Genomic DNA, 20,382 nt, shown 5'->3' with positions numbered 1-20,382 from the left:
AAAAACACCTCATTACCAATGCAAGAACACCTCAAAACCAACATACTCAACTTTAAATGGCCTAATAGTGCGCCTACTATTTATTTAACTTTAGAGGATATGGAAGGTAGTCATCCTATCCATAAATCTAAATTTTCAAGGCAGATTAAAGAGGTGTTTCCAGATACAGACTTATCTAACACAGACCAAATATTTACAACATTTACAACAGAAATACCAGATGCACCAAGCATTAAGCTAAATTTAGTAGATGGTAGAGAATTAAGAATTTACAAGCAATTCCTTAAACATCAATTAAGAAGCTATTTTAAATCTAAAGACTATATAGTAGTAAAAAACTTCGTTGGTGATGTACAAGTGTGGATGCCTTCAAAAAAAGGGAATACAGCAGACTATAACCTCTACTATAAATTTTCATTTAAAATACAGTTTGCAAAACTCACAGACTTACCAGAGTTAATTGTATCATACGATGGTACTTCAAAAGTCCTTACAACGTCGGTTAAGGATATAGAGGATTCAGAGTTAATAAGGCGTTGTGTATATGGTCAAAAAACGTTCAATTACCAAATGGACCTCGACACAGAGGAAAAACAAGAATTTTACAATGCTATTCAGTTTGACCAAGCATTCCCAATTTTTAGTTTACCATTAGCACGAGCATTAGATATACCTATTGAAGAACCAGTAAGACCAGCCAACAAATACCAAAAGTATGTAGCACTTATTAATAATTTTGCAACCAACTATCTATTTACAGAAGACTTTAAAGCCATATTTCCGTTTAAGAATGATGCGTTTATTGATGTGCCACTCAATCGTATCAATCACATTGACCCACAAGTAGGATTATTAGAATTTGGTAAAGACCAATACGGTAACAAGAAAACCCATTTAGTGCCTAAATTGGCAATGAATAACCTCAACCCTTACAAAAGACCCAACAACCAAAACATTAAGTTTTTCTTTGTGTACCATACGTCACATAAAGAAGCAATTAAAACCTTTTACAATAACCTCAAAACTGGTGTTACTGCGGATAAAAAATATTTTAAAGGGATTGAGGCTTATGTAAATATTAAGGCTTCAACTTCTAAAGAACATTTTATTGAGTTTACCAACGAAAACAACCCAATACCAGAAATAACAGAGCAATTAGAAAACCTTTCGTTTGACCACGATAATGTGCGTTATGCAGCTTTCTATTTAAGTCCTTTCGATAAGTATACACCAAATCCCGAAGACCGAGAAATCTATATTCAAATCAAAGAACTCTTTTTAAACGAAGGCATTGTTACACAAGTTGTAGATTATGAAAAAATGGTGGTCAATATCGAGAATCAATACAACTTCCAATTTTCATTGCAAAATATGGCGTTGGCAATTCACGCCAAATTAGGTGGTGCACCTTGGAAACTCGCAGTAACTGATAAAAAGGAATTAGTAATTGGTGTTGGTGCATTTACCAATCAAGGCGAAAACAGACGGTATATTGCAAGTGCTTTTAGTTTTCAAAACAATGGCTTGTTTAGAAAGTTCGAGTATTTCGACCAAAGCGAAACAGACCTATTGGCAGGAAGTATATGTAAAGCCATAAGAGATTTTACATCGGTTGCAGAAGCAGATAAAGTAGTGATTCACTTTTATAAGGAAATGAGTTACGAGGAACTAAAACCAATTATTAGAGGGATGCATACATTAGGCTTAAAAATTCCACTCTACATTCTAAATATCAATAAAACAGAAGCAGAAGATATTATTGCTTACGACCTTAATTGGAATAAAAAGCTAATGCCAGTTAGTGGGACATACATACGAATTAGCGAAAATCAATTCCTATTGTTTAATAATGCACGTTATCCAAGTGACCGTTTTTATTCAGATACAGATGGTTATCCATTCCCAATAAAGATAAAAATAAGCAGTCCAGATGAAGATGCTTTTGAAGATGCAGATGTAGTGTTAGAATTATTAACACAAGTGTATCAGTTTAGCAGATTGTATTGGAAATCACTTCGACAACAAAATGTTCCAATCACTATAAAATATCCAGAAATGGTAGCACAAATAGCACCACGTTTTAATAATGGCGTTCCAGACGATGCTAAAGATGCGTTATGGTTTTTATAATTTACCAATCAATTTATTTGCACAACCATTGCATTAAAAAATTCTTATATTTGCCTTAATGAAATTTTTAGCATTCATATTGTCAATCTATATCTTCACACTAAATTTAGTGCCTTGTGAAGATACAGGTACTTTTGACAATGAAGTTAAAAAAAAAATTTCTCAAGATTTAGGTGATAACCACCAACATCAAGATGCAGATTTATGTTCCCCATTTTGTATTTGCCAATGTTGCCATATAAACGCAACTTATTTCAAATTCGCAGAAATAAAATTTGAGTTTAAATACATTTCTTCTCAAGATTTTCTCTACTTAAACGGTATAAAAAAAGATTTTACCACTTCCATTTTACAGCCACCACAGGCATAATTCAGTTTTTTAAAGGATAGCTATATCCTTACGCAATGCTTTTTAACAAAAGCATTGCTTCGCTTTTATTTTGCGCGAAGCGCAAAATGATATGTTTAACTGAATTAAAATTTTACTATGATTAATAAAATCATTGATTTTTCAATCAATAACAAATTCATTATTGGTTTGCTTACGCTTACCATAATTGGAGCAGGTATTTGGAGTATGACCAAAGTGCCAATCGATGCTGTTCCAGACATTACCAATAACCAAGTACAGGTTATTACACAAGCACCTAATTTAGGTACAGAAGATATTGAACAATTTGTAACCTACCCTGTGGAAGTTGCAATGAGCAACCTGCCTGATGTAAAGGAAATTAGGTCAATCTCTCGTTTTGGCTTATCGGTTGTTACCATCGTATTCGACGATGATATGGGAACATATCTACCTCGTCAATTAGTAGCCGAAAAACTAAACGAAGTCAAAGAACAAATTCCAGCTGGTTTTGGAGAACCTACTATGGGACCTATTTCCACAGGATTAGGGGAAATTTATCAATACACCTTAAAAGTAGCACCAGAGTATAAAGACAAATACGACATTGCAGATTTACGCTCAATGCAGGATTGGATTGTACAACGTCAAATGGCAATGGTAGAAGGTGTGGTTGAGGTTAACGCTATAGGCGGTAAAATTAAACAATACGAAGTCGCGGTTGACCCAAACGATTTAAACGCAATTGGATTGACCATTACAGATGTCTTTAATGCACTTGAAGCCAATAATCAAAATACAGGTGGTGCATATATTGAAAAGAACCATCAGGCTAATTTTATTCGTGGAGAAGGCTTGGTACGGAGTTTAGAAGACATTAAAAAAATTACGGTAAAAACCGTTAATAATATTCCTGTAACTATTAATGATATTGCAACTGTGCAATTCGGTTCTGCCATACGTTACGGTGCATTAACCCAAGATGGTGAAGGTGAAGTTGTAGGTGGATTGGTGATGATGCTAAAAGGTGCAAATTCCAATGATGTTATTGCCAATGTAAAAGAGCGAATGGCTCAAATTGAAAAGTCATTACCAGAAGGCGTAATTATTGAACCATTATTAGACCGAAGTAAATTAATTGGCGAAACAACTTCTACTGTAACCACAAATCTTATTGAAGGTGCATTGATAGTTATTTTTGTGCTTATCTTCTTATTGGGTAATTGGCGAGGTGGTTTAATCGTTGCTTCAACAATACCATTATCCTTATTATTCGCTTTTATTTTAATGAACGTGTTCGATGTTTGGGTAAACTTAATGAGTTTGGGAGCAATAGATTTCGGTATTATAGTTGATGGCGCTGTAATTATTGTAGAAAGTACAGTATTTCTCATTGCATCACAAGTACTAAAAAAGAAACAGCTTACATCCAAAGAGCGAGATAAAGTGGCGTCTAATGCTTCAAAAAAGATGATGAACGCTGCGTTTTTCGGTCAGTTGATTATCCTTATCGTTTTTCTACCCATTTTAGCCTTACAAGGTATTGAAGGAAAGATGTTTAAACCAATGGCATTGACCTTTATTTTTGCTATGATTGGTGCAATGGTACTGTGTTTAACCTATGTGCCAATGATGTCTGCTTTAGTGTTAAGAGCACCAAAAAATGATAAAAAATCTTATGGAGATAGATTTGTACATTGGGTTGAAGACAAATATCAACCTTTATTGGTTAGAGCCTTGCGAAAAGGTAAATGGGTAATTGGTATTGCAGTTGTGTTGTTTGGGATAACCGTTTTTATGTTTTCAAGAATGGGTGGTGAATTTATCCCGCAACTCGATGAAGGTGATATTGCATTTCACGCTATTTTAAAACCAGGTAGTTCCCTTACTGAAACCATTGAAACTACCACTAAAATAGAGCAAATAGTAAAAGCAAAATTTCCAGAAGTAGAAAAAATTGTTAGTCGTATTGGTGTTGCCGAAGTGCCTACAGACCCAATGCCGATGGATTTTGCGGATATTTTTGTAATCCTAAAACCTAAAAGCGAATGGACAACAGTGTCTTCAAAAGATGAACTCATTGAAGAAATAAAAGAGGCAGTCGAAATTATTCCTGGCGTTAATTATGAGTTTACCCAACCTATTGAAATGCGTTTTAACGAGTTGCTTGAAGGTATTAGAGAAGATATTGCTGTTAAACTTTATGGCGAAGATATAAACATCCTCGCTCAAAAAGCAGAGGAAATATCAAAAATTATTGCAGATACTGAAGGTATAGGTGATATGCGAGCAGAAGCTACGAAAGGATTGCCACAAATGACCATTACTTACAATAGAAATAAATTGGCACAATACGGACTTCAAATAAACACGTTAAATCAAATTGTGCAATCAGCTTTTGCAGGAGGAGTAGCAGGTACTATATTTGAAGGAGAAAAGCGATTTGATTTGGTGGTTAGGTTAAGTTCTCATAATCGTAAAGACATAACAGATGTGCAAAATTTGTTTATCAACTTACCTTCTGGTGCACAGATTCCACTTCGCGAAGTAGCTGATGTAAGTTACAAAGCAGGACCAATGCAAATAAGTAGAGACAATACCAACAGAAGAACCTATGTAGGTATCAATGTCAGAGGTCGAGATGTAAAATCGTTGGTAACTGAAATAAAATCAAAATTAGATGCACAATTGGAACTACCATCGGGTTATTTTATTCGCTATGGTGGTGCATTTGAAAATCTGGAACGTGCCAGCAACCGATTACAAACCGTTGTTCCTATCGCCTTATTACTCATATTTATACTAATATACTTTGCATTAAAATCACTACCTCAAACCTTAATGATTTATATAGCCATCCCAATGGCAACTATTGGTGGTGTAGTAGCCTTATGGTTGCGTGATATGCCATTTAGTATTTCGGCAGGTGTTGGTTTTATTGTGTTGTTTGGTGTTGCGGTATTAAATGGATTGGTAATGATAAGCGGACTCAACGAATTAAAAGAAGAAGGTGTAACCAATTTAAAGGATAGAATAGTTGAAGGTACTAAACGAAGAATCAGACCTATTATGCTAACTGCTTTTACAGATGTATTAGGCTTTCTACCAATGGCTATTTCATCATCAGCTGGTGCAGAAGTACAGCGTCCTTTGGCAACTGTAGTTATTGGTGGATTATTAACTTCAACTTTGCTTACCTTATTTGTTTTACCAATTTTATATCATTGGGTAGAAAACAAATCTTTTACGTTTAAGCCAAATAAAAAGTTAGTAACAGCAACAGCAGTTGTATTATTACTATTTGGCTTTTCACCACAAAGTAATGCACAAGAGTTGAATGATACAATTCCCGAAATTTCATTACAGGAAGCTGTTAAACTCGCAAAAAGTAATTATCCATTATTGAAGCAAAAGCAGTTGGAAATTACAAAACAAGAACAATTAAAAGCGACTGCCTATGATTTCGGAACGACTCAAATTTTTACAGGTGGAGAAGAAGTTAATAGTGGCAATGGTATTTATACAACCATAGGTATTGGTCAATCTAATATTGATGTGTTTGGTATTGGTTCAAAAAGGAAGTTACAAGAACAACGCATTCAGTTAGCACAAAAAGCCTTTCAACTTTCCGAATTGGAACTGGAATTGGAAGTAAAAAAAGCGTGGTCTAAATGCTATCAAATGAAACGGAACTATAACTTGTATAAAGAACTGGATTCCATTTATTCCAAATTTGAACAAGCAGTAGCTTTAAATTATGAAGTCGAAGCCATTTCTAAATTAGAATATTCAGCAGCAAAAAATCAAGCGTTTCAAATTCAGAATAAAAAAGCGCAAGCCTATAGTAATTATCTTATTGCCTTACAACAATTCAATTTGTGGTTGGTATCAGAAGAAGTTTTTACAGTTTCAGATGAGTTTGACGTAGTGATGGAGAATGATATGGAAACGTTCAGTATTGAAAATCATCCATTGTACAGTATGTCGCAGAACATTGTAGATGAAGCAGAAGCCAAATATAAAGCTGCAAAGGCAGATAATTTACCGAAGTTCAATCTTCAAGGTGGCTTACAGCGTGTCAATGGCAATTCAGGATTTTACACCTATCAAGCAGGAATTTCAATTCCGTTTTTATCAGGTTCTAACAAAGCACAAGTTAGAAGTGCCAGAATTGATAAAGAAATAGCAGAAACCAACGTAGCGTTCAAAAAACAGGAAGTACAATCAAGGTTTGTTCAGGCTAAAGAAAATTATTTCAAATGGAAAACGTCTTGGGAGTTTTACAAAGACCAAGTTTTACCATTAACAAAAGAGCAAAAAACAGGTGCATTACTGGCATATAGAGAAGGCGAAATTGATTATACTGCATTTACGCAGTTGATAAAAGAAGCAATTCAATCGGAACTTGAAGCACAGACTGCATTAGTAAACTATTTAGAAAGCACATTTCAATTACAATATTTTAATCAATAAGACAATGAAAAATAAAATATATAAAATTCTTACCGTAATGGTGTTAACCATTTTTGTTTCAGCTTGCGGAAATAAAGAAAATCATAACGAGAATGATGGCCATTCCCACGATGAGGAAGAAAAAACAGAAGTTAATGAAGAACATAATGAAAGCGAAGAAGTAATGCTATCACAACAGCAATTCGATGCTTTAAAAATGAAAATAGATACGTTGGCATTACGTAATATGAGCGGCTATGTAGAAGCAAACGGAACGTTAGAAGTACCACCACAAAACGAAGCAGCTATTACTACTGTTGTTGGTGCAAATGTCGTTTCAATTGAAGTGATTGAAGGTGATAAGGTTAATAAAGGTCAAGTAGTGGCTTATCTATCGCACCCAAATATTATAAAATTACAAACGGATTATTTAAACGCTTATAGCAATAGTAATTTTCTAAAAAAGAATTATGAACGTCAACAAAAGCTGTATGAAGCAGGCGTTGGCTCTGGTGCTAATTTTCAAAAGGCAGAAGCAGAATATGATGCTTCAAAAGCAATAGTAAATGGTCTGCAAGCACAATTAAGAATATTGAACGTCAATACAACTTCTGTTCGTAATGGCACAATTTCACAGCGCATAGCATTGCGAAGTCCAATAGAGGGTTTCGTACAAAAAGTTGAAGTAAAAACAGGACAATATGTAGAGCCACAAACAGAGTTGTTTGAGGTAGTAAATACGCATCACGCTCACGCAGATTTTATGGTCTTTGAAAAAGATGTCCATAAAGTACAGAAGGGTCAAAGAGTAAACTTTACGGTACAATCTATACCAGATACAGAACTTACCGCAGAAATCTATTCCGTGAGTAAAACGTTTGAAGACAGCCCGAAAGCAGTTCACGTTCACGCAGAAATAGAAAACAAAAAAGGTAATTTAATTCCTGGGATGTATATTCAAGGTAAAATTCAAGTAAATAATACCCAAACTAAAGCATTACCGGAAAGTGCCATTTTTAAAGAAGGAGATAAACATTATATATTTTCAGGAGAAAAAGAAAATGATGATTGGAGCTTTAAACCTGTTGAAGTGATTGTTGGAGAAAAAGATGGCAAATGGGTAGCAATTAAATTTACTGAAGAAATAGATGAAAACACAAAATTCGCTTATAACAATGCTTATTATCTTATGGCAGAAATGAAAAAAGGAGAAGCGGAAGACCACGATTAATTATGGAAACAATAGAACAAGTATTAGAGTCAAAAAATATTCGTGTTACAGCAATGCGTATGTTAATTTATAAGTTTCTTGCAGAAAAAGAGATAGCGGTAACATTAAGTGATATTGAAAATGCTTTTGAAAAAGCAGATAGAACTACCTTGTACAGAACTATTAAAACCTTTGAAGAAAAGGATATTGTGCATCAAATTGACGATGGTACAGGGATTACAAAATATGCTTTATGCGAAAAGGGATGTAATTGTGATATAAAAACCGATTTGCACTTACATTTCCATTGTAATAATTGTAATGAAACCATTTGCTTAACAGAACATAAAATTCCACAAATTAAAGTGCCTGATGGATTTGTTTCAGAAAATGTAAACTTGGTTGTAAAAGGTATATGTGATAAGTGTAGTGGATAATAAATGCACTTCCATTGCACGCTTTTTAATTGCATTTTTGTAATCAAAGAATTAAGTAATTATGAAAAGTAAATTAGCGATAACAAGTTTGCTTACAGCAATTACAGCTTCATTATGTTGTATAACACCTGTTTTGGCTTTAATAGCAGGAACAAGCGGTGTAGCTTCAACTTTTTCTTGGATAGAACCATTTAGACCTTACTTAATTGGGCTAACAATAGTAGTTCTTCTCTTTGCTTGGTATCAAAAATTCAAGCCAGAAAAAGAAATAGACTGCGGCGAATGTGAAACGGATGAAAAACCAAAATTTATGCATTCAAAAACCTTTTTAGGAGTGGTAACAGCATTTGCAATTGTGATGTTGGCTTTCCCATACTACTCAAGTATGTTATATCCAAAAACCGAAAAACAAATCATAATAGTTAATAACTCAAATATCAAAACAACAGAGTATAAAATAAGTGGTATGACCTGTGCCAGTTGTGAAGCTCACGTAAACCACGAAGTAAATAAACTTAACGGAATTGTAAACTCAAAAACATCATACGAAAATGGTAACTCAATCATTGAGTTTGACGAAACTAAAACCAATGAATTGGAGATTGAGAAAGCAATTAATGCTACAGGTTATAAAGTAACTGATAAAAAAGAAAATTGATGCAAACCATATTAAAATCGGAAATCACTTGCCCTAACTGCGGTCATAAAAAAGTGGAAGATATGCCAACTAACGCTTGTCAATTCTTTTACGAGTGTGAGCATTGTAAAACGGTTCTAAAACCAAACGAAGGTGATTGTTGTGTGTATTGTTCTTATGGTACAGTTCCTTGTCCACCAATTCAACAAAACAAAAGTTGTTGCTAAAACAAAACTAAATGAAAAAAAAGAAAGTCAATTTAAGAGATTTAAAACCAAATTCAGAAGCACAACATTCTCACGATGATGGTCATAATCACGGTAATGGTAGTGCATTCAAAACCTATGTACCTGCAATCATAAGTTTTACAATGCTTATCATTGGTATAGGTTTAGATTATTTTGATGTTTCCTTCTTTAAGGATTGGATTCGTATTGCTTGGTATGGTATTGCATATTTACCTGTAGGCCTTCCTGTTGTGAAAGAGGGTTGGAATAGTATTAAAAAAGGTGATGTTTTTACAGAGTTCTTTTTAATGTCTATAGCAACCATTGGTGCATTTGTTATTGGTGAATATCCCGAAGGTGTTGCAGTAATGCTATTTTATGCAGTAGGCGAATTATTTCAAAGTGCTGCTGTAAATCGTGCAAAAGGAAATATAAAAGCATTATTAGATGTTAGACCTAAAGAAGCCAATGTATTTCGTGATGGTGATTATGTTAGTGTGTCGCCAGAAGCTGTAAATATTGGTGAAAAAATACAAATTCGAGTAGGTGAGAAAATACCGTTAGATGGGATTTTATTATCCGAAAAAGCATCTCTAAACACCGCAGCGTTAACAGGCGAAAGCAAACCAGATTCCATTCAGAAAGAAGCAAAGGTTTACGCAGGTAGTATCAATTTAGAAAGTGTTATTGAAGTTGAGGTAACCAACAAGTTTGAAGATAGTTCTATTGCGAGAATATTAGACTTGGTTCAAAATGCTACAGCTCGTAAGTCTAAAACAGAATTATTCATTAGACAGTTTGCTCGTATCTACACACCAATTGTAGTGTTCTTGGCTATTGGTGTTACTTTTATACCTTACTTTTTTGTAGATGATTATATATTTAGAGATTGGTTATACAGAGCATTAATATTCTTGGTAATATCTTGTCCTTGTGCGTTAGTGATTTCAATTCCATTAGGATATTTCGGTGGATTGGGAGCAGCTTCAAAAAATGGAATATTATTTAAAGGTGCTTCATTTTTAGATGCAATGACCAAGATAAATACTTTGGTAATGGACAAAACAGGAACCGTAACTAAAGGTGTTTTTAAAATCAAAGAAGTAAAAGCAATTGATTGGAAAGAAACCGAATTTATGCAATATTTAATGGCGATGGAAGAACAGTCCACGCATCCCATTGCTAAAGCTATAATGATATATAAAGGAACTGAAAATAGCTATGAAGCAAAAGAAGTTTCTGAAGTTGCAGGTAAAGGATTAAAAGGTATGGTAAACGGTAAAACTGTTTTAGTAGGTAACAAAGCCTTAATGACTGCGAATAATATAAATGTTCCAACTGAAACGGAATCTATTGTAGAATCGATAGTATTAGTTGCAATCGATAATCAATTTGCAGGTTATGTAGTCATAGCAGATGAATTAAAAGAGGATGCAAAAGAAACAATTACAGATTTACATAAAGTAGGCATTAAAAATATTATGATGCTTTCTGGTGATAAAGATTCTATAACTCAACAAGTCGCTAAAGAGTTAAATATTGAAAATGCTAAAGGTGGTTTACTACCAGAAGATAAATTAAACGAAGTTGAATCTTTAAAGAAGAATCCTGAAAATAAAGTAGCTTTTATAGGTGATGGTATTAACGATGCACCTGTTTTAGCAGCAAGTAATGTTGGTATTGCGATGGGTGGTTTAGGTAGTGATGTAGCTATTGAAACAGCAGATGTCATTATTCAAACAGACCAACCATCAAAAGTAGTGAGAGCCATTAAAATTAGTCGTTCTACACGCAAAGTAGTTTGGCAGAATATCATTTTAGCGTTTGGAGTTAAAGTTATTGTCTTGATATTAGGAGCAGGTGGTTTAGCCACAATGTGGGAAGCTGTTTTTGCAGATGTAGGAGTAGCATTATTAGCAATTTTAAATGCAGTTCGATTGCAGAAAATGAAATGGGATTAAGCAGATTAATCAATTAAACTTCTGTTAAACAAAATCAATAGTTGTTAAAATTTCGTAACTTCGCAATCAATATGAAGCAGATTTTCCATAAAATAATGTCTTTAGCAATGACTTTTGTAGTGTTATTCTCTACAATGTCATTTACTGTGAATATGCATTATTGTGGAGATACTTTAGTAGAATCTGCTATCTTTCAAAAAGCCAAAGGTTGCGGAATGGAAATGGAAAAGCCTTCAACCGAAGAATGTTCTATTACCAAGAAAAATTGTTGTGATGATAAACAATTAGCAATTGAAGGTCAAGACGAATTACAATTGCAAGTTGACAAAATCACGTTTGAGCAACAAGTATTCATCGCTTCATTTGTTTATACTTACATTAACCTTTTTGAAGGTTTAGACAGTAATGTATCTACCTACGAAGAATACAAACCACCACTCGTCATAAGGCAACTCTACAAGATTGACGAGACATACTTAATTTGATTTTTAAACAATAGACTCTTTTATCCTATGACTGCAATGTCGTAAGGATAATTTACTGTATTCGGTGTTTTTACAACACTATTGTCTAATTGTTTAAAATCAATCATATGCTAAATAAAAGCATCAAATTTTTAATAGAAAACAAACTCGTTGCAGTTTTACTACTTGTCCTTTTTATTGGATGGGGAACTGTTAATGCACCTTTTAATTGGGATACAGGATTTTTGCCAAGTACCCCTGTAGCAGTAGATGCTATTCCCGATATAGGTGAAAATCAACAAATCGTATTTACCAAGTGGGATGGTCGTTCCCCACAAGATATAGAAGACCAAATAACCTATCCATTAACCACATCATTATTGGGTATTCCTGGAGTGAAAACCATTCGTAGTTCCTCTATGTTTGGGTTTTCAAGCATCTATATCATTTTTGAAGAGGATATAGAATTTTACTGGAGCAGAAGTCGTATTCTCGAAAAACTTAATTCCTTACCAAGTGGTTTATTGCCCGAAGGTGTTAATCCTGCTTTGGGTCCAGATGCAACAGGATTAGGACAAATATTTTGGTACACTTTAGAAGGTCGTGACGAAAACGGAAATGTAACTGGTGGTTGGGATTTGCAAGAGTTACGCAGTATTCAGGATTACTATGTAAAGTATGCGTTGTCCTCTGCAAGTGGTGTTTCGGAAGTCGCTTCTATTGGTGGCTATGTTCAGGAATACCAAGTGGACGTAAATCCAGAACTAATGCGTCAGTATAATATTGGATTACATCACGTTGTAAAAGCAGTTAAGGAAAGTAATAAGGATATTGGTGCACAGACTTTGGAAATTAACCAAGCCGAATATTTAGTGCGTGGTTTGGGTTATGTGAAATCCATTTCAGACATCGAAAATGCAGTAGTCACTTCAGAAGATTATACTTCAATTAGGATAAAGGATATTGGTAAAGTTTCATTAGGTCCTGCAACAAGACGTGGTTTATTAGATAAAGAAGGAGCAGAGGTTGTTGGTGCTGTTGTGGTGGCTCGTTATGGCGCAAACCCAATGGAAGTAATCAATAATGTGAAAGAGAAGATTAATGAATTAAGTGCAGGATTACCTTCAAAAGTATTGGCGGATGGTAGAACTTCCCAAGTAACAATAGTCCCATTTTATGACAGAACAGAACTGATACAAGAAACTTTAGGTACACTCAATGAAGCATTGACTTTAGAAATCTTAATTACCATCCTGGTAATTATCATTATGGTATTTAATCTTCGAGCTTCCATACTAATTTCTGGACTTTTACCAGTAGCGGTTTTAATGGTGTTTATTGCGATGAAACTCTTTGGTGTTGATGCTAATATTGTGGCATTATCAGGTATTGCTATTGCTATTGGTACAATGGTCGACGTAGGTGTCATACTATCAGAAAACATTATAAGGCATTTGGATGAAAACGAAAATGTCATTCCGACAGAGCAAGGAACGAGCGACGAGGAATCTCATAAAAAGTTACCCATAAACACAGTAGTCTATAACGCAACAGCTGAAGTGTCTGGTGCAATCGTAACCGCAGTTATGACAACTATTATCAGTTTCATTCCTGTATTTACAATGATTGGAGCGGAAGGAAAACTATTCAGACCATTAGCATTCACAAAAACCTTTGCATTAACAGCTTCAATAATTGTAGCATTGTTTTTAATTCCACCTTTTGCAGCGTTTTTATTCAGAAAGAAAAGCATAAAAACGCATTTTAAATATGCTTTAAATGGCGTTTTAATAGTATTAGGGATAATAGCAATAATCTATGGTTATTGGTTAGGATTAATATTGATAGCTTTTGGTATCACAGCATTGTTAAGTACTCAAAATAAAATAACAGAAAAACAATCCAACTTAATTAATATCATAATATGTACAACTGCAATAGTATTTCTGTTAGCGGAATATTGGAGACCTTTAGGAGTTGATAAAAGTATCTTCTGGAACCTCATCTTTGTTGGTGTCATTTGCTTTGGCTTATTGGGTGTTTTCTCATTGTTTATCAGGTATTATACTCGAATTTTAAGATGGTGTTTAGATAATAAATTATTGTTTTTGTCTATTCCAACTGCAATTGTCATTGCTGGTTTTTTCATTATGAAAAACACAGGCAAAGAATTTATGCCATCGTTAAATGAAGGTTCTTTTTTATTGATGCCTACTTCTATGCCACATTCTGGTGTAGAAGAAAATAAGCGTGTTTTACAGCAGTTAGATATGGCAGTTGCCAGTATTCCTGAAATCGAAACTGTAGTTGGAAAAGCAGGTCGTACAGAATCTGCATTAGACCCAGCACCTTTGTCGATGTATGAAAATATCATTCAGTATAAACCAGAATATATGCTGAATGAAAACGGAGTACGCCAACGCTACAAAGTGAATAATGATGGCTTGTTTGAATTAAAAGATGGTCGATTTATCGCAAATCCAAATAATACAGAAAATGTCACCTTGAGCACAGTCGAAAGGTCTCAACTCATTCCAGACAATAATGGAGAGTTCTATCGAAATTGGAGACCTGAAATACAATCACCAGATGATATTTGGAATGAAATTGTAAAAGTTACCAAATTGCCAGGCGTAACCTCTGCACCAAAGCTACAACCTATTGAAACCCGATTGGTAATGCTTCAAACAGGAATGAGAGCACCTATGGGAATTAAAGTAAAAGGTCAAGACTTAAAGCAGATTGAAGCGTTTGGTGTGCAATTAGAAAACATCATCAAGGAAGCTGAAGGTGTTAAAAAAGAAGCTGTTTTTGCAGACCGTATTGTTGGTAAACCCTATTTGTTAATTGATATTGATAGAGAGAAAATTGCACGTTATGGCATTTCGATACAAGATGTTCAAGATGTATTAAAAGTAGCAGTTGGTGGTATGGTCTTAACCCAAACGGTAGAAGGTCGAGAGCGATATGGTGTACGAGTACGATACCCAAGAGAATTACGAGCAAACCCAACAGACTTACAACAGATTTATGTGCCAGTTGAAAAAGGAAGTCCTGTGCCTTTAAGCGAATTGGCAACTATAAGTTACGAACAAGGTCCACAAATCATTAAAAGTGAAGATACCTTTTTAGTTGGCTATGTATTGTTCGATAAACTAGATGGTTTTGCCGAAGTCAATGTAGTTGAAAGCGCACAAGCTCTAATTCAGCAAAAGATAGATAGTGGCGAATTAGTAGTTCCAAAAGGTATTAACTACCAATTTACAGGAACATACGAAAATCAGTTGCGAGCCGAAAAAACCTTGTCGGTTGTTGTGCCTTTAGCATTAGCAATTATTTTCTTAATTCTGTATTTCCAATTCCGTTCTGTAGGTACGTCATTAATGGTATTTACAGGTATTGCAGTAGCATTTGCAGGTGGTTTTATTATGATTTGGTTGTATGGTCAAGGATGGTTTTTAAACTTTAATTTCTTTGGCGAAAATCTACGTGATTTATTCCAAATACACCCAATTAATTTAAGTGTTGCAGTCTGGGTAGGGTTTATTGCACTATTCGGAATTGCAACCGATGATGGTGTAGTTATGGCAACCTATTTAACTCAAACATTCGGTAGAAATACACCGGATAATAAAAAGGAAGTAAGAGCATCTGTTGTAGAAGCAGGAGAAAAACGTATCAGACCTTGTTTAATGACTACAGCTACGACCATTTTAGCATTATTACCAGTATTAACATCTACAGGAAGAGGTAGTGATATTATGATACCTATGGCAATACCAAGTTTTGGTGGAATGCTTATAGCCTTAATCACTTTGTTTGTTGTACCAGTATTGTATAGCTGGAAAGCAGAAGTTCAACTTAAAAGAACATCAAAATGAAATATAAATCAATACAAATAAAAATCGTCTTGGCTCTTGGCTCTTGTTTCTTGAGTCTTTTTGCGAATGCTCAACAATTAGAAATACTTATCGATGAAGCCTTAACAAACAATCCAGAAATTCAAAAGTTTGAGTTACAATACAAAAGAGCTTCCGAAAAGGTAAACGAGGTCAACACCATTCCTAATACCGAATTTGGTGTTGGTTATTTTGTGAGTGAGCCAGAAACACGAACAGGAGCACAGCGTTTTAAAGTGTCAGCAAAACAAATGTTGCCTTGGTTTGGTACAATAACATCAAGAGAAAATTATGTAAGTGCATTGGCAGATGCTAAATACGAAGATATTGTTATTGCCAAACGAAGACTGATAGCATCAGTAGCACAATCTTATTACAAGTTATACGCCAATAAAGCCAAACAAGACGTATTAGCTCAAAATATCCAACTATTAAAAACCTATGAAACTATGGCGTTGACTTCAGTAGAGGTTGGTAATGCGTCAGCAGTAGATGTATTGCGTTTGCAAATGCGACAAAACGATTTACAGCAATTAAAAGACGTGTTGCAACAACAGTTTTTAGCAGAACGAACTAATTTTAATAACCTTTTGAATAGGAAAAATGATGTTGTAGTTACTGTGGTAGATAGCTTAACAATTCCGATTGAAGATTTTGAAATCAATACTGAAAATCTATCGGTACATCCTGAATTACTAAAATATGATAAACTCTATCAATCCATAGAGCAATCAGAATTATTGAATCAAAAAGAAAGTAGTCCAATGATTGGTTTCGGATTAGATTACATCAATGTTGCTGAAAGACCAAATATGGATTTCAGCGATAACGGAAAGGATATTGTAATGCCAATGGTTTCGGTATCTATCCCAATTTTCAATAAGAAATATAAATCCCAAACCAAACAAAATGATTTGCAACAGCAGGAAATTACTGCTCAAAAACAGGAACGTTTAAATGCATTGGAAACGCTTTTAGACAAAGCGAATAACGAACGCATTTCTGCAAGAATAAGTTATGCTACCCAAACCAAAAACCTACAGCAAGCCAAAGATGCAGAAGACATTTTAATCAAAAGCTATGAAACAGGAACGATTGATTTTAATGATGTTTTGGATATTCAAGAGTTGCAGCTAAAGTTTCAAATGAACCAAATAGAATCTGTGAAGACCTACTATGTGCAAAGTACAATCATTAATTATTTAATTCAGTAAACAATGAAAACATTTAACACAATATTTCTCTTGTTTCTAACTTCAATGGCATTTGCCCAAGTTGGTACAAATGGTCAAGATAGAAAAGAAGAAGGCCGAAACATACAAGAGTATAACCTTACTATAGAAGAAAATGAAATAACTCTTTCAGGTGTAACCGCCAAAGGAATGACAATTAATGGTGGAATTCCAGGTCCTACATTAGAATTTAATGAAGGTGACCTCGCTATTATTAACGTAACCAATAAAATGGATGAAGAAACCTCTGTACATTGGCACGGTTTAATACTTCCTAATTTTTATGATGGTGTACCTTATTTAACTACGCCACCTATAAAACCAAACACTACATTTCAATATAGAATACCTATAAACCAATCTGGCACATATTGGTATCATTCCCACACGATGTTGCAAGAGCAAAAAGGAGTTTATGGCTCAATAGTCATTCATCCTAAAGAAAAGACCTTGGACTATGATAAGGATTTAGTCGTAGTCCTTTCCGATTGGACAAATGAAAAACCAATAAATGTACTGCGAAACCTTAAACGAGGAAATGAGTGGTATCAGGTTAAAAAAGGAACAGCGGTACCATTAAGCAGAGTTATAAAAGAAGATGCATTAGGCGCACAATTCAAATTTTGGCGCGATAGAATGGAAGGTGCAGATATTGCAGATATCTACTATCCTGCGTTTTTAGCCAATGGTAAAAAAGTTGCAGAATATCCAGAGTTTAAAGCAGGTGAAAAAGTACGACTACGTTTTATTAATGCATCTGCTTCATCTTATTATTGGCTGGATTTTGGTGGTGGTAACCCGATGATTGTAGCGAGTGATGGTGTGGATGTAACACCAAAATATAAAAACCGATTTCTTTTTGCAATTGCCGAAACCTATGATGTGATTGTAACCATTCCAGAAGGCACATTGGAAATTACCGCAACAGCACAAGATGGTTCTGGTAATATGTCCATTCGTTTAGGTAGCGGAAAACTGTATCCAGCAACAGTTATAGACAGACCAGATAAAGTAGCTATGATGAAGCAAATGGCAAAAATGGATATGAAGATGGGTGCACCTGCTTTAGTAGGAAATAAAAACAGTAACACACCAGAAGTCCTAATGCAGAAATATGGGATGAAGATGAATATGGATATGAAAGATGGACAGATGGAGAATGAAATGAATATGGAAATGAAAAAGGATGTGATGCCAATGAATCATAAGATGATGCAAAAGGACACCACTTCATTTAATTATGACACACGTAAAACCTATTTCAATTATGATTTTTTAAAGGCAAAAGAAAACACGACTTATAAGGCAGACATACCTGTAACCGACCTTTTACTTAATCTAACAGGTAATATGCAACGTTATGTTTGGAGTTTGAATGGCATACCACTTTCGGAAACAGACAAAATTAAAATTAAAGGTGGAGAGGTTACTAGAATTACTTTGAATAACCTAACAATGATGCATCATCCAATGCACTTACACGGACATTACTTTAGGGTCATCAATGAAAATGGCGAACGTTCCCCATTAAAACATACCGTCAATGTACCACCTATGCAAAAAGTGGTCATCGAATTTTATAACGAAGAATATGGTGATTGGTTCTTTCATTGTCACGTGTTATATCATATGATGGGTGGTATGGCAAGAGTATTTAGTTATGATACACCACGAGATGAAAGGATGAAGCCTTATCCAGTACAAAACCTAATTGACGAGACAGACCATTATTATTCTTGGGGAATGGCTCGAACAGGTTCAAACTTCAATGAACTTTTTTTAACCACAAGTAATATCAGAAATGAATTTGGTTTAAGAGCCGAGTTAGATTATGATAAAAATCTTGAAGCTGAAGTTAGTTACAATAGATACCTCAATGATTGGGTTCGTTTATATGTTGGTGTAAATACTGAAACCGAAATCCCAAATTCGTATGATGAGTTTAATACTGTAGGGTTGATTGGTATAAAATATTTTACACCCTATAGATTTAATGTAGATGTGAGTATGGACCATCAATTGCGCCCAAGAATACGTCTGGACAGGGAATTATTGATTTTTCCAAGAATTTTCTTGGAAGGAGAATATGAGTACAGAGCAGATTTTGGATGGGTTAATGAGTTAGAAAACAACAAATCTTATGAAGGTGAAACTCAATGGCTAATTGGAGCATCGTACATCTTATCTCGAAATTTTTCAATTCAAGGGAATTATAACAACCGATATGGTTGGGGTGGCGGACTATTAGTTCGATTTTAATAATAAATAACAATTTTATATAAACAAATATTAATCTTAAAAGTAAGTCAAAATGAAAAAAGTAAAATTAATAACAACAATTATGGTAATGGCTTTTATAAGCCTAACAACAATGTCTTGTAAAGACGCAAAAAAAGAACATAACAACGATGAAGGTCATAATACAGAAATGAATCACGACAATAGCGATGGTCATCACGATGGTAAGAAAAAGAAAATGGCAATGAATGGAGATACAAATTCTCAAACAATATTAAATGACTATTTCAACTTAAAGGATGCCTTAGTGGTAGATGATAATGCCAAAGCTAAAGAATTGGGTGCAACCCTCGCAACGTCATTAGGAAAGCTTGACATTTCAAAATTTACAGATGCCCAGCAATCAGAATTAAAGGACATTATCGAAGATGCTACGGAACACGCAGAACATATTTCAGAAAGTCCAATAGCACATCAACGTGAGCACTTTAAAGTTTTAAGTAAGGATATTACTGATATGGTAGCTATTACAGGAACACAAGTAAAACTATATGAGCAATTTTGTCCAATGTACGATGGTGGTTCAGCTTGGTTAAGTATGAGCAAGGATATTAAGAATCCCTATTATGGAAGCAAGATGTTGAACTGTGGAAAAGTCCAAAAGGAAATTAACTAAATGAAGATTTTAAAAATCATAGCAATAGTGTTGTTGGTGGCGTTTGTGGGGATTCAATTTATCCCCACAACGCGCAACCAAAGTGAAGTTGTTCCAAAAACCGACTTTATGTTGGTAAATGATGTCCCAAATGATATCAAGAACAAATTACAAGTCTCTTGCTATGATTGCCACAGTAACAATACAATATATCCTTGGTACAATAAGGTGCAACCGGTAGCCTGGTTTCTTGAAGACCATATCAAAGAAGGCAAGGCAGAATTAAATTTTAATGAATGGGATGATTATTCAAATAGAAGAAAAAACAGTAAACTAAAATCCATCATCAATCAAATTGAAAATGGCGAAATGCCCCTTTGGTCTTATACGCTAATTCACAAAAATGCCCTTTTATCGACAGGTGAAAAAGAACTTATAATTGGTTATATGAAACAAATTAAAGATAGTTTAAATTAAAATTCTGATATAAG

The 20,382-nt window shown here is 34.4% G+C and carries 14 protein-coding genes; all 14 read left to right on the top strand.

The features are described 5' to 3' along the window. Nucleotides 1–18 precede the first annotated feature (18 nt). The 14 genes from CLV33_RS05740 to CLV33_RS05675 all read left to right on the top strand — a co-directional run bounded on the left by CLV33_RS05740 (nt 19) and on the right by CLV33_RS05675 (nt 20,368). Nucleotides 19–2,130, top strand: coding sequence for a Piwi domain-containing protein (locus CLV33_RS05740; RefSeq protein WP_105473067.1), 2,112 nt, complete (start codon nt 19–21; stop codon nt 2,128–2,130). Between the two features lie 58 nt (nt 2,131–2,188). Then, nucleotides 2,189–2,500, top strand: coding sequence for a DUF6660 family protein (locus CLV33_RS05735; RefSeq protein WP_027879789.1), 312 nt, complete (start codon nt 2,189–2,191; stop codon nt 2,498–2,500). A gap of 117 nt (nt 2,501–2,617) precedes the next feature. Then, nucleotides 2,618–6,952, top strand: coding sequence for a CusA/CzcA family heavy metal efflux RND transporter (locus tag CLV33_RS05730; RefSeq protein ID WP_027879790.1), 4,335 nt, complete (start codon nt 2,618–2,620; stop codon nt 6,950–6,952). A gap of 4 nt (nt 6,953–6,956) precedes the next feature. Then, entirely contained in the window at nt 6,957–8,162 is a 1,206-nt protein-coding gene (locus CLV33_RS05725) for an efflux RND transporter periplasmic adaptor subunit (RefSeq protein WP_027879791.1), read from the top strand. Nucleotides 8,163–8,164: 2 nt separating this feature from the next. Beyond that, entirely contained in the window at nt 8,165–8,578 is a 414-nt protein-coding gene (locus CLV33_RS05720; protein WP_079738441.1) for a Fur family transcriptional regulator, read from the top strand. A gap of 61 nt (nt 8,579–8,639) precedes the next feature. Continuing rightward, entirely contained in the window at nt 8,640–9,236 is a 597-nt protein-coding gene (gene merTP, locus CLV33_RS05715; protein ID WP_027879793.1) for a mercuric transport protein MerTP, read from the top strand. After that, nucleotides 9,236–9,442 carry a GDCCVxC domain-containing (seleno)protein gene (locus CLV33_RS05710; protein WP_081653185.1) on the top strand — a complete coding sequence of 69 codons (207 nt, stop codon included), beginning with the start codon at nt 9,236–9,238 and terminating at the stop codon, nt 9,440–9,442. Before merTP ends, CLV33_RS05710 begins: the two co-directional genes overlap by 1 nt. Before the next feature lie 11 nt (nt 9,443–9,453). Beyond that, nucleotides 9,454–11,403 (top strand): heavy metal translocating P-type ATPase, encoded by a 1,950-nt coding sequence (locus CLV33_RS05705; protein WP_105473066.1) that lies wholly within the window; start codon nt 9,454–9,456, stop codon nt 11,401–11,403. Nucleotides 11,404–11,474: 71 nt separating this feature from the next. Continuing rightward, complete coding sequence (locus tag CLV33_RS05700; protein WP_036122971.1) at nt 11,475–11,888, top strand: HYC_CC_PP family protein; 414 nt, start codon at nt 11,475–11,477, stop codon at nt 11,886–11,888. A gap of 107 nt (nt 11,889–11,995) precedes the next feature. Next, nucleotides 11,996–15,748, top strand: coding sequence for an efflux RND transporter permease subunit (locus tag CLV33_RS05695; RefSeq protein WP_105473065.1), 3,753 nt, complete (start codon nt 11,996–11,998; stop codon nt 15,746–15,748). Then, complete coding sequence (locus CLV33_RS05690; protein ID WP_105473064.1) at nt 15,745–16,980, top strand: TolC family protein; 1,236 nt, start codon at nt 15,745–15,747, stop codon at nt 16,978–16,980. The genes CLV33_RS05695 and CLV33_RS05690 overlap by 4 nt, the downstream gene beginning before the upstream one ends. A gap of 3 nt (nt 16,981–16,983) precedes the next feature. Beyond that, nucleotides 16,984–19,257 (top strand): multicopper oxidase domain-containing protein, encoded by a 2,274-nt coding sequence (locus CLV33_RS05685; protein ID WP_105473063.1) that lies wholly within the window; start codon nt 16,984–16,986, stop codon nt 19,255–19,257. A gap of 52 nt (nt 19,258–19,309) precedes the next feature. Beyond that, the gene (locus tag CLV33_RS05680) at nt 19,310–19,912 is read left to right on the top strand and encodes a DUF3347 domain-containing protein (protein WP_105473062.1); all 603 of its coding nucleotides are present in this window, start codon (nt 19,310–19,312) and stop codon (nt 19,910–19,912) included. Continuing rightward, nucleotides 19,913–20,368 carry a heme-binding domain-containing protein gene (locus CLV33_RS05675; protein WP_027879800.1) on the top strand — a complete coding sequence of 152 codons (456 nt, stop codon included), beginning with the start codon at nt 19,913–19,915 and terminating at the stop codon, nt 20,366–20,368. The last annotated feature ends 14 nt before the right edge of the window (nt 20,369–20,382 follow it).

The organism is Jejuia pallidilutea (assembly GCF_002973595.1).
GTDB lineage: Bacteria > Bacteroidota > Bacteroidia > Flavobacteriales > Flavobacteriaceae > Jejuia > Jejuia pallidilutea.
Note: the sequence above shows the minus strand (reverse complement) of the source record. Positions and strands in the feature narration are given on the sequence as shown.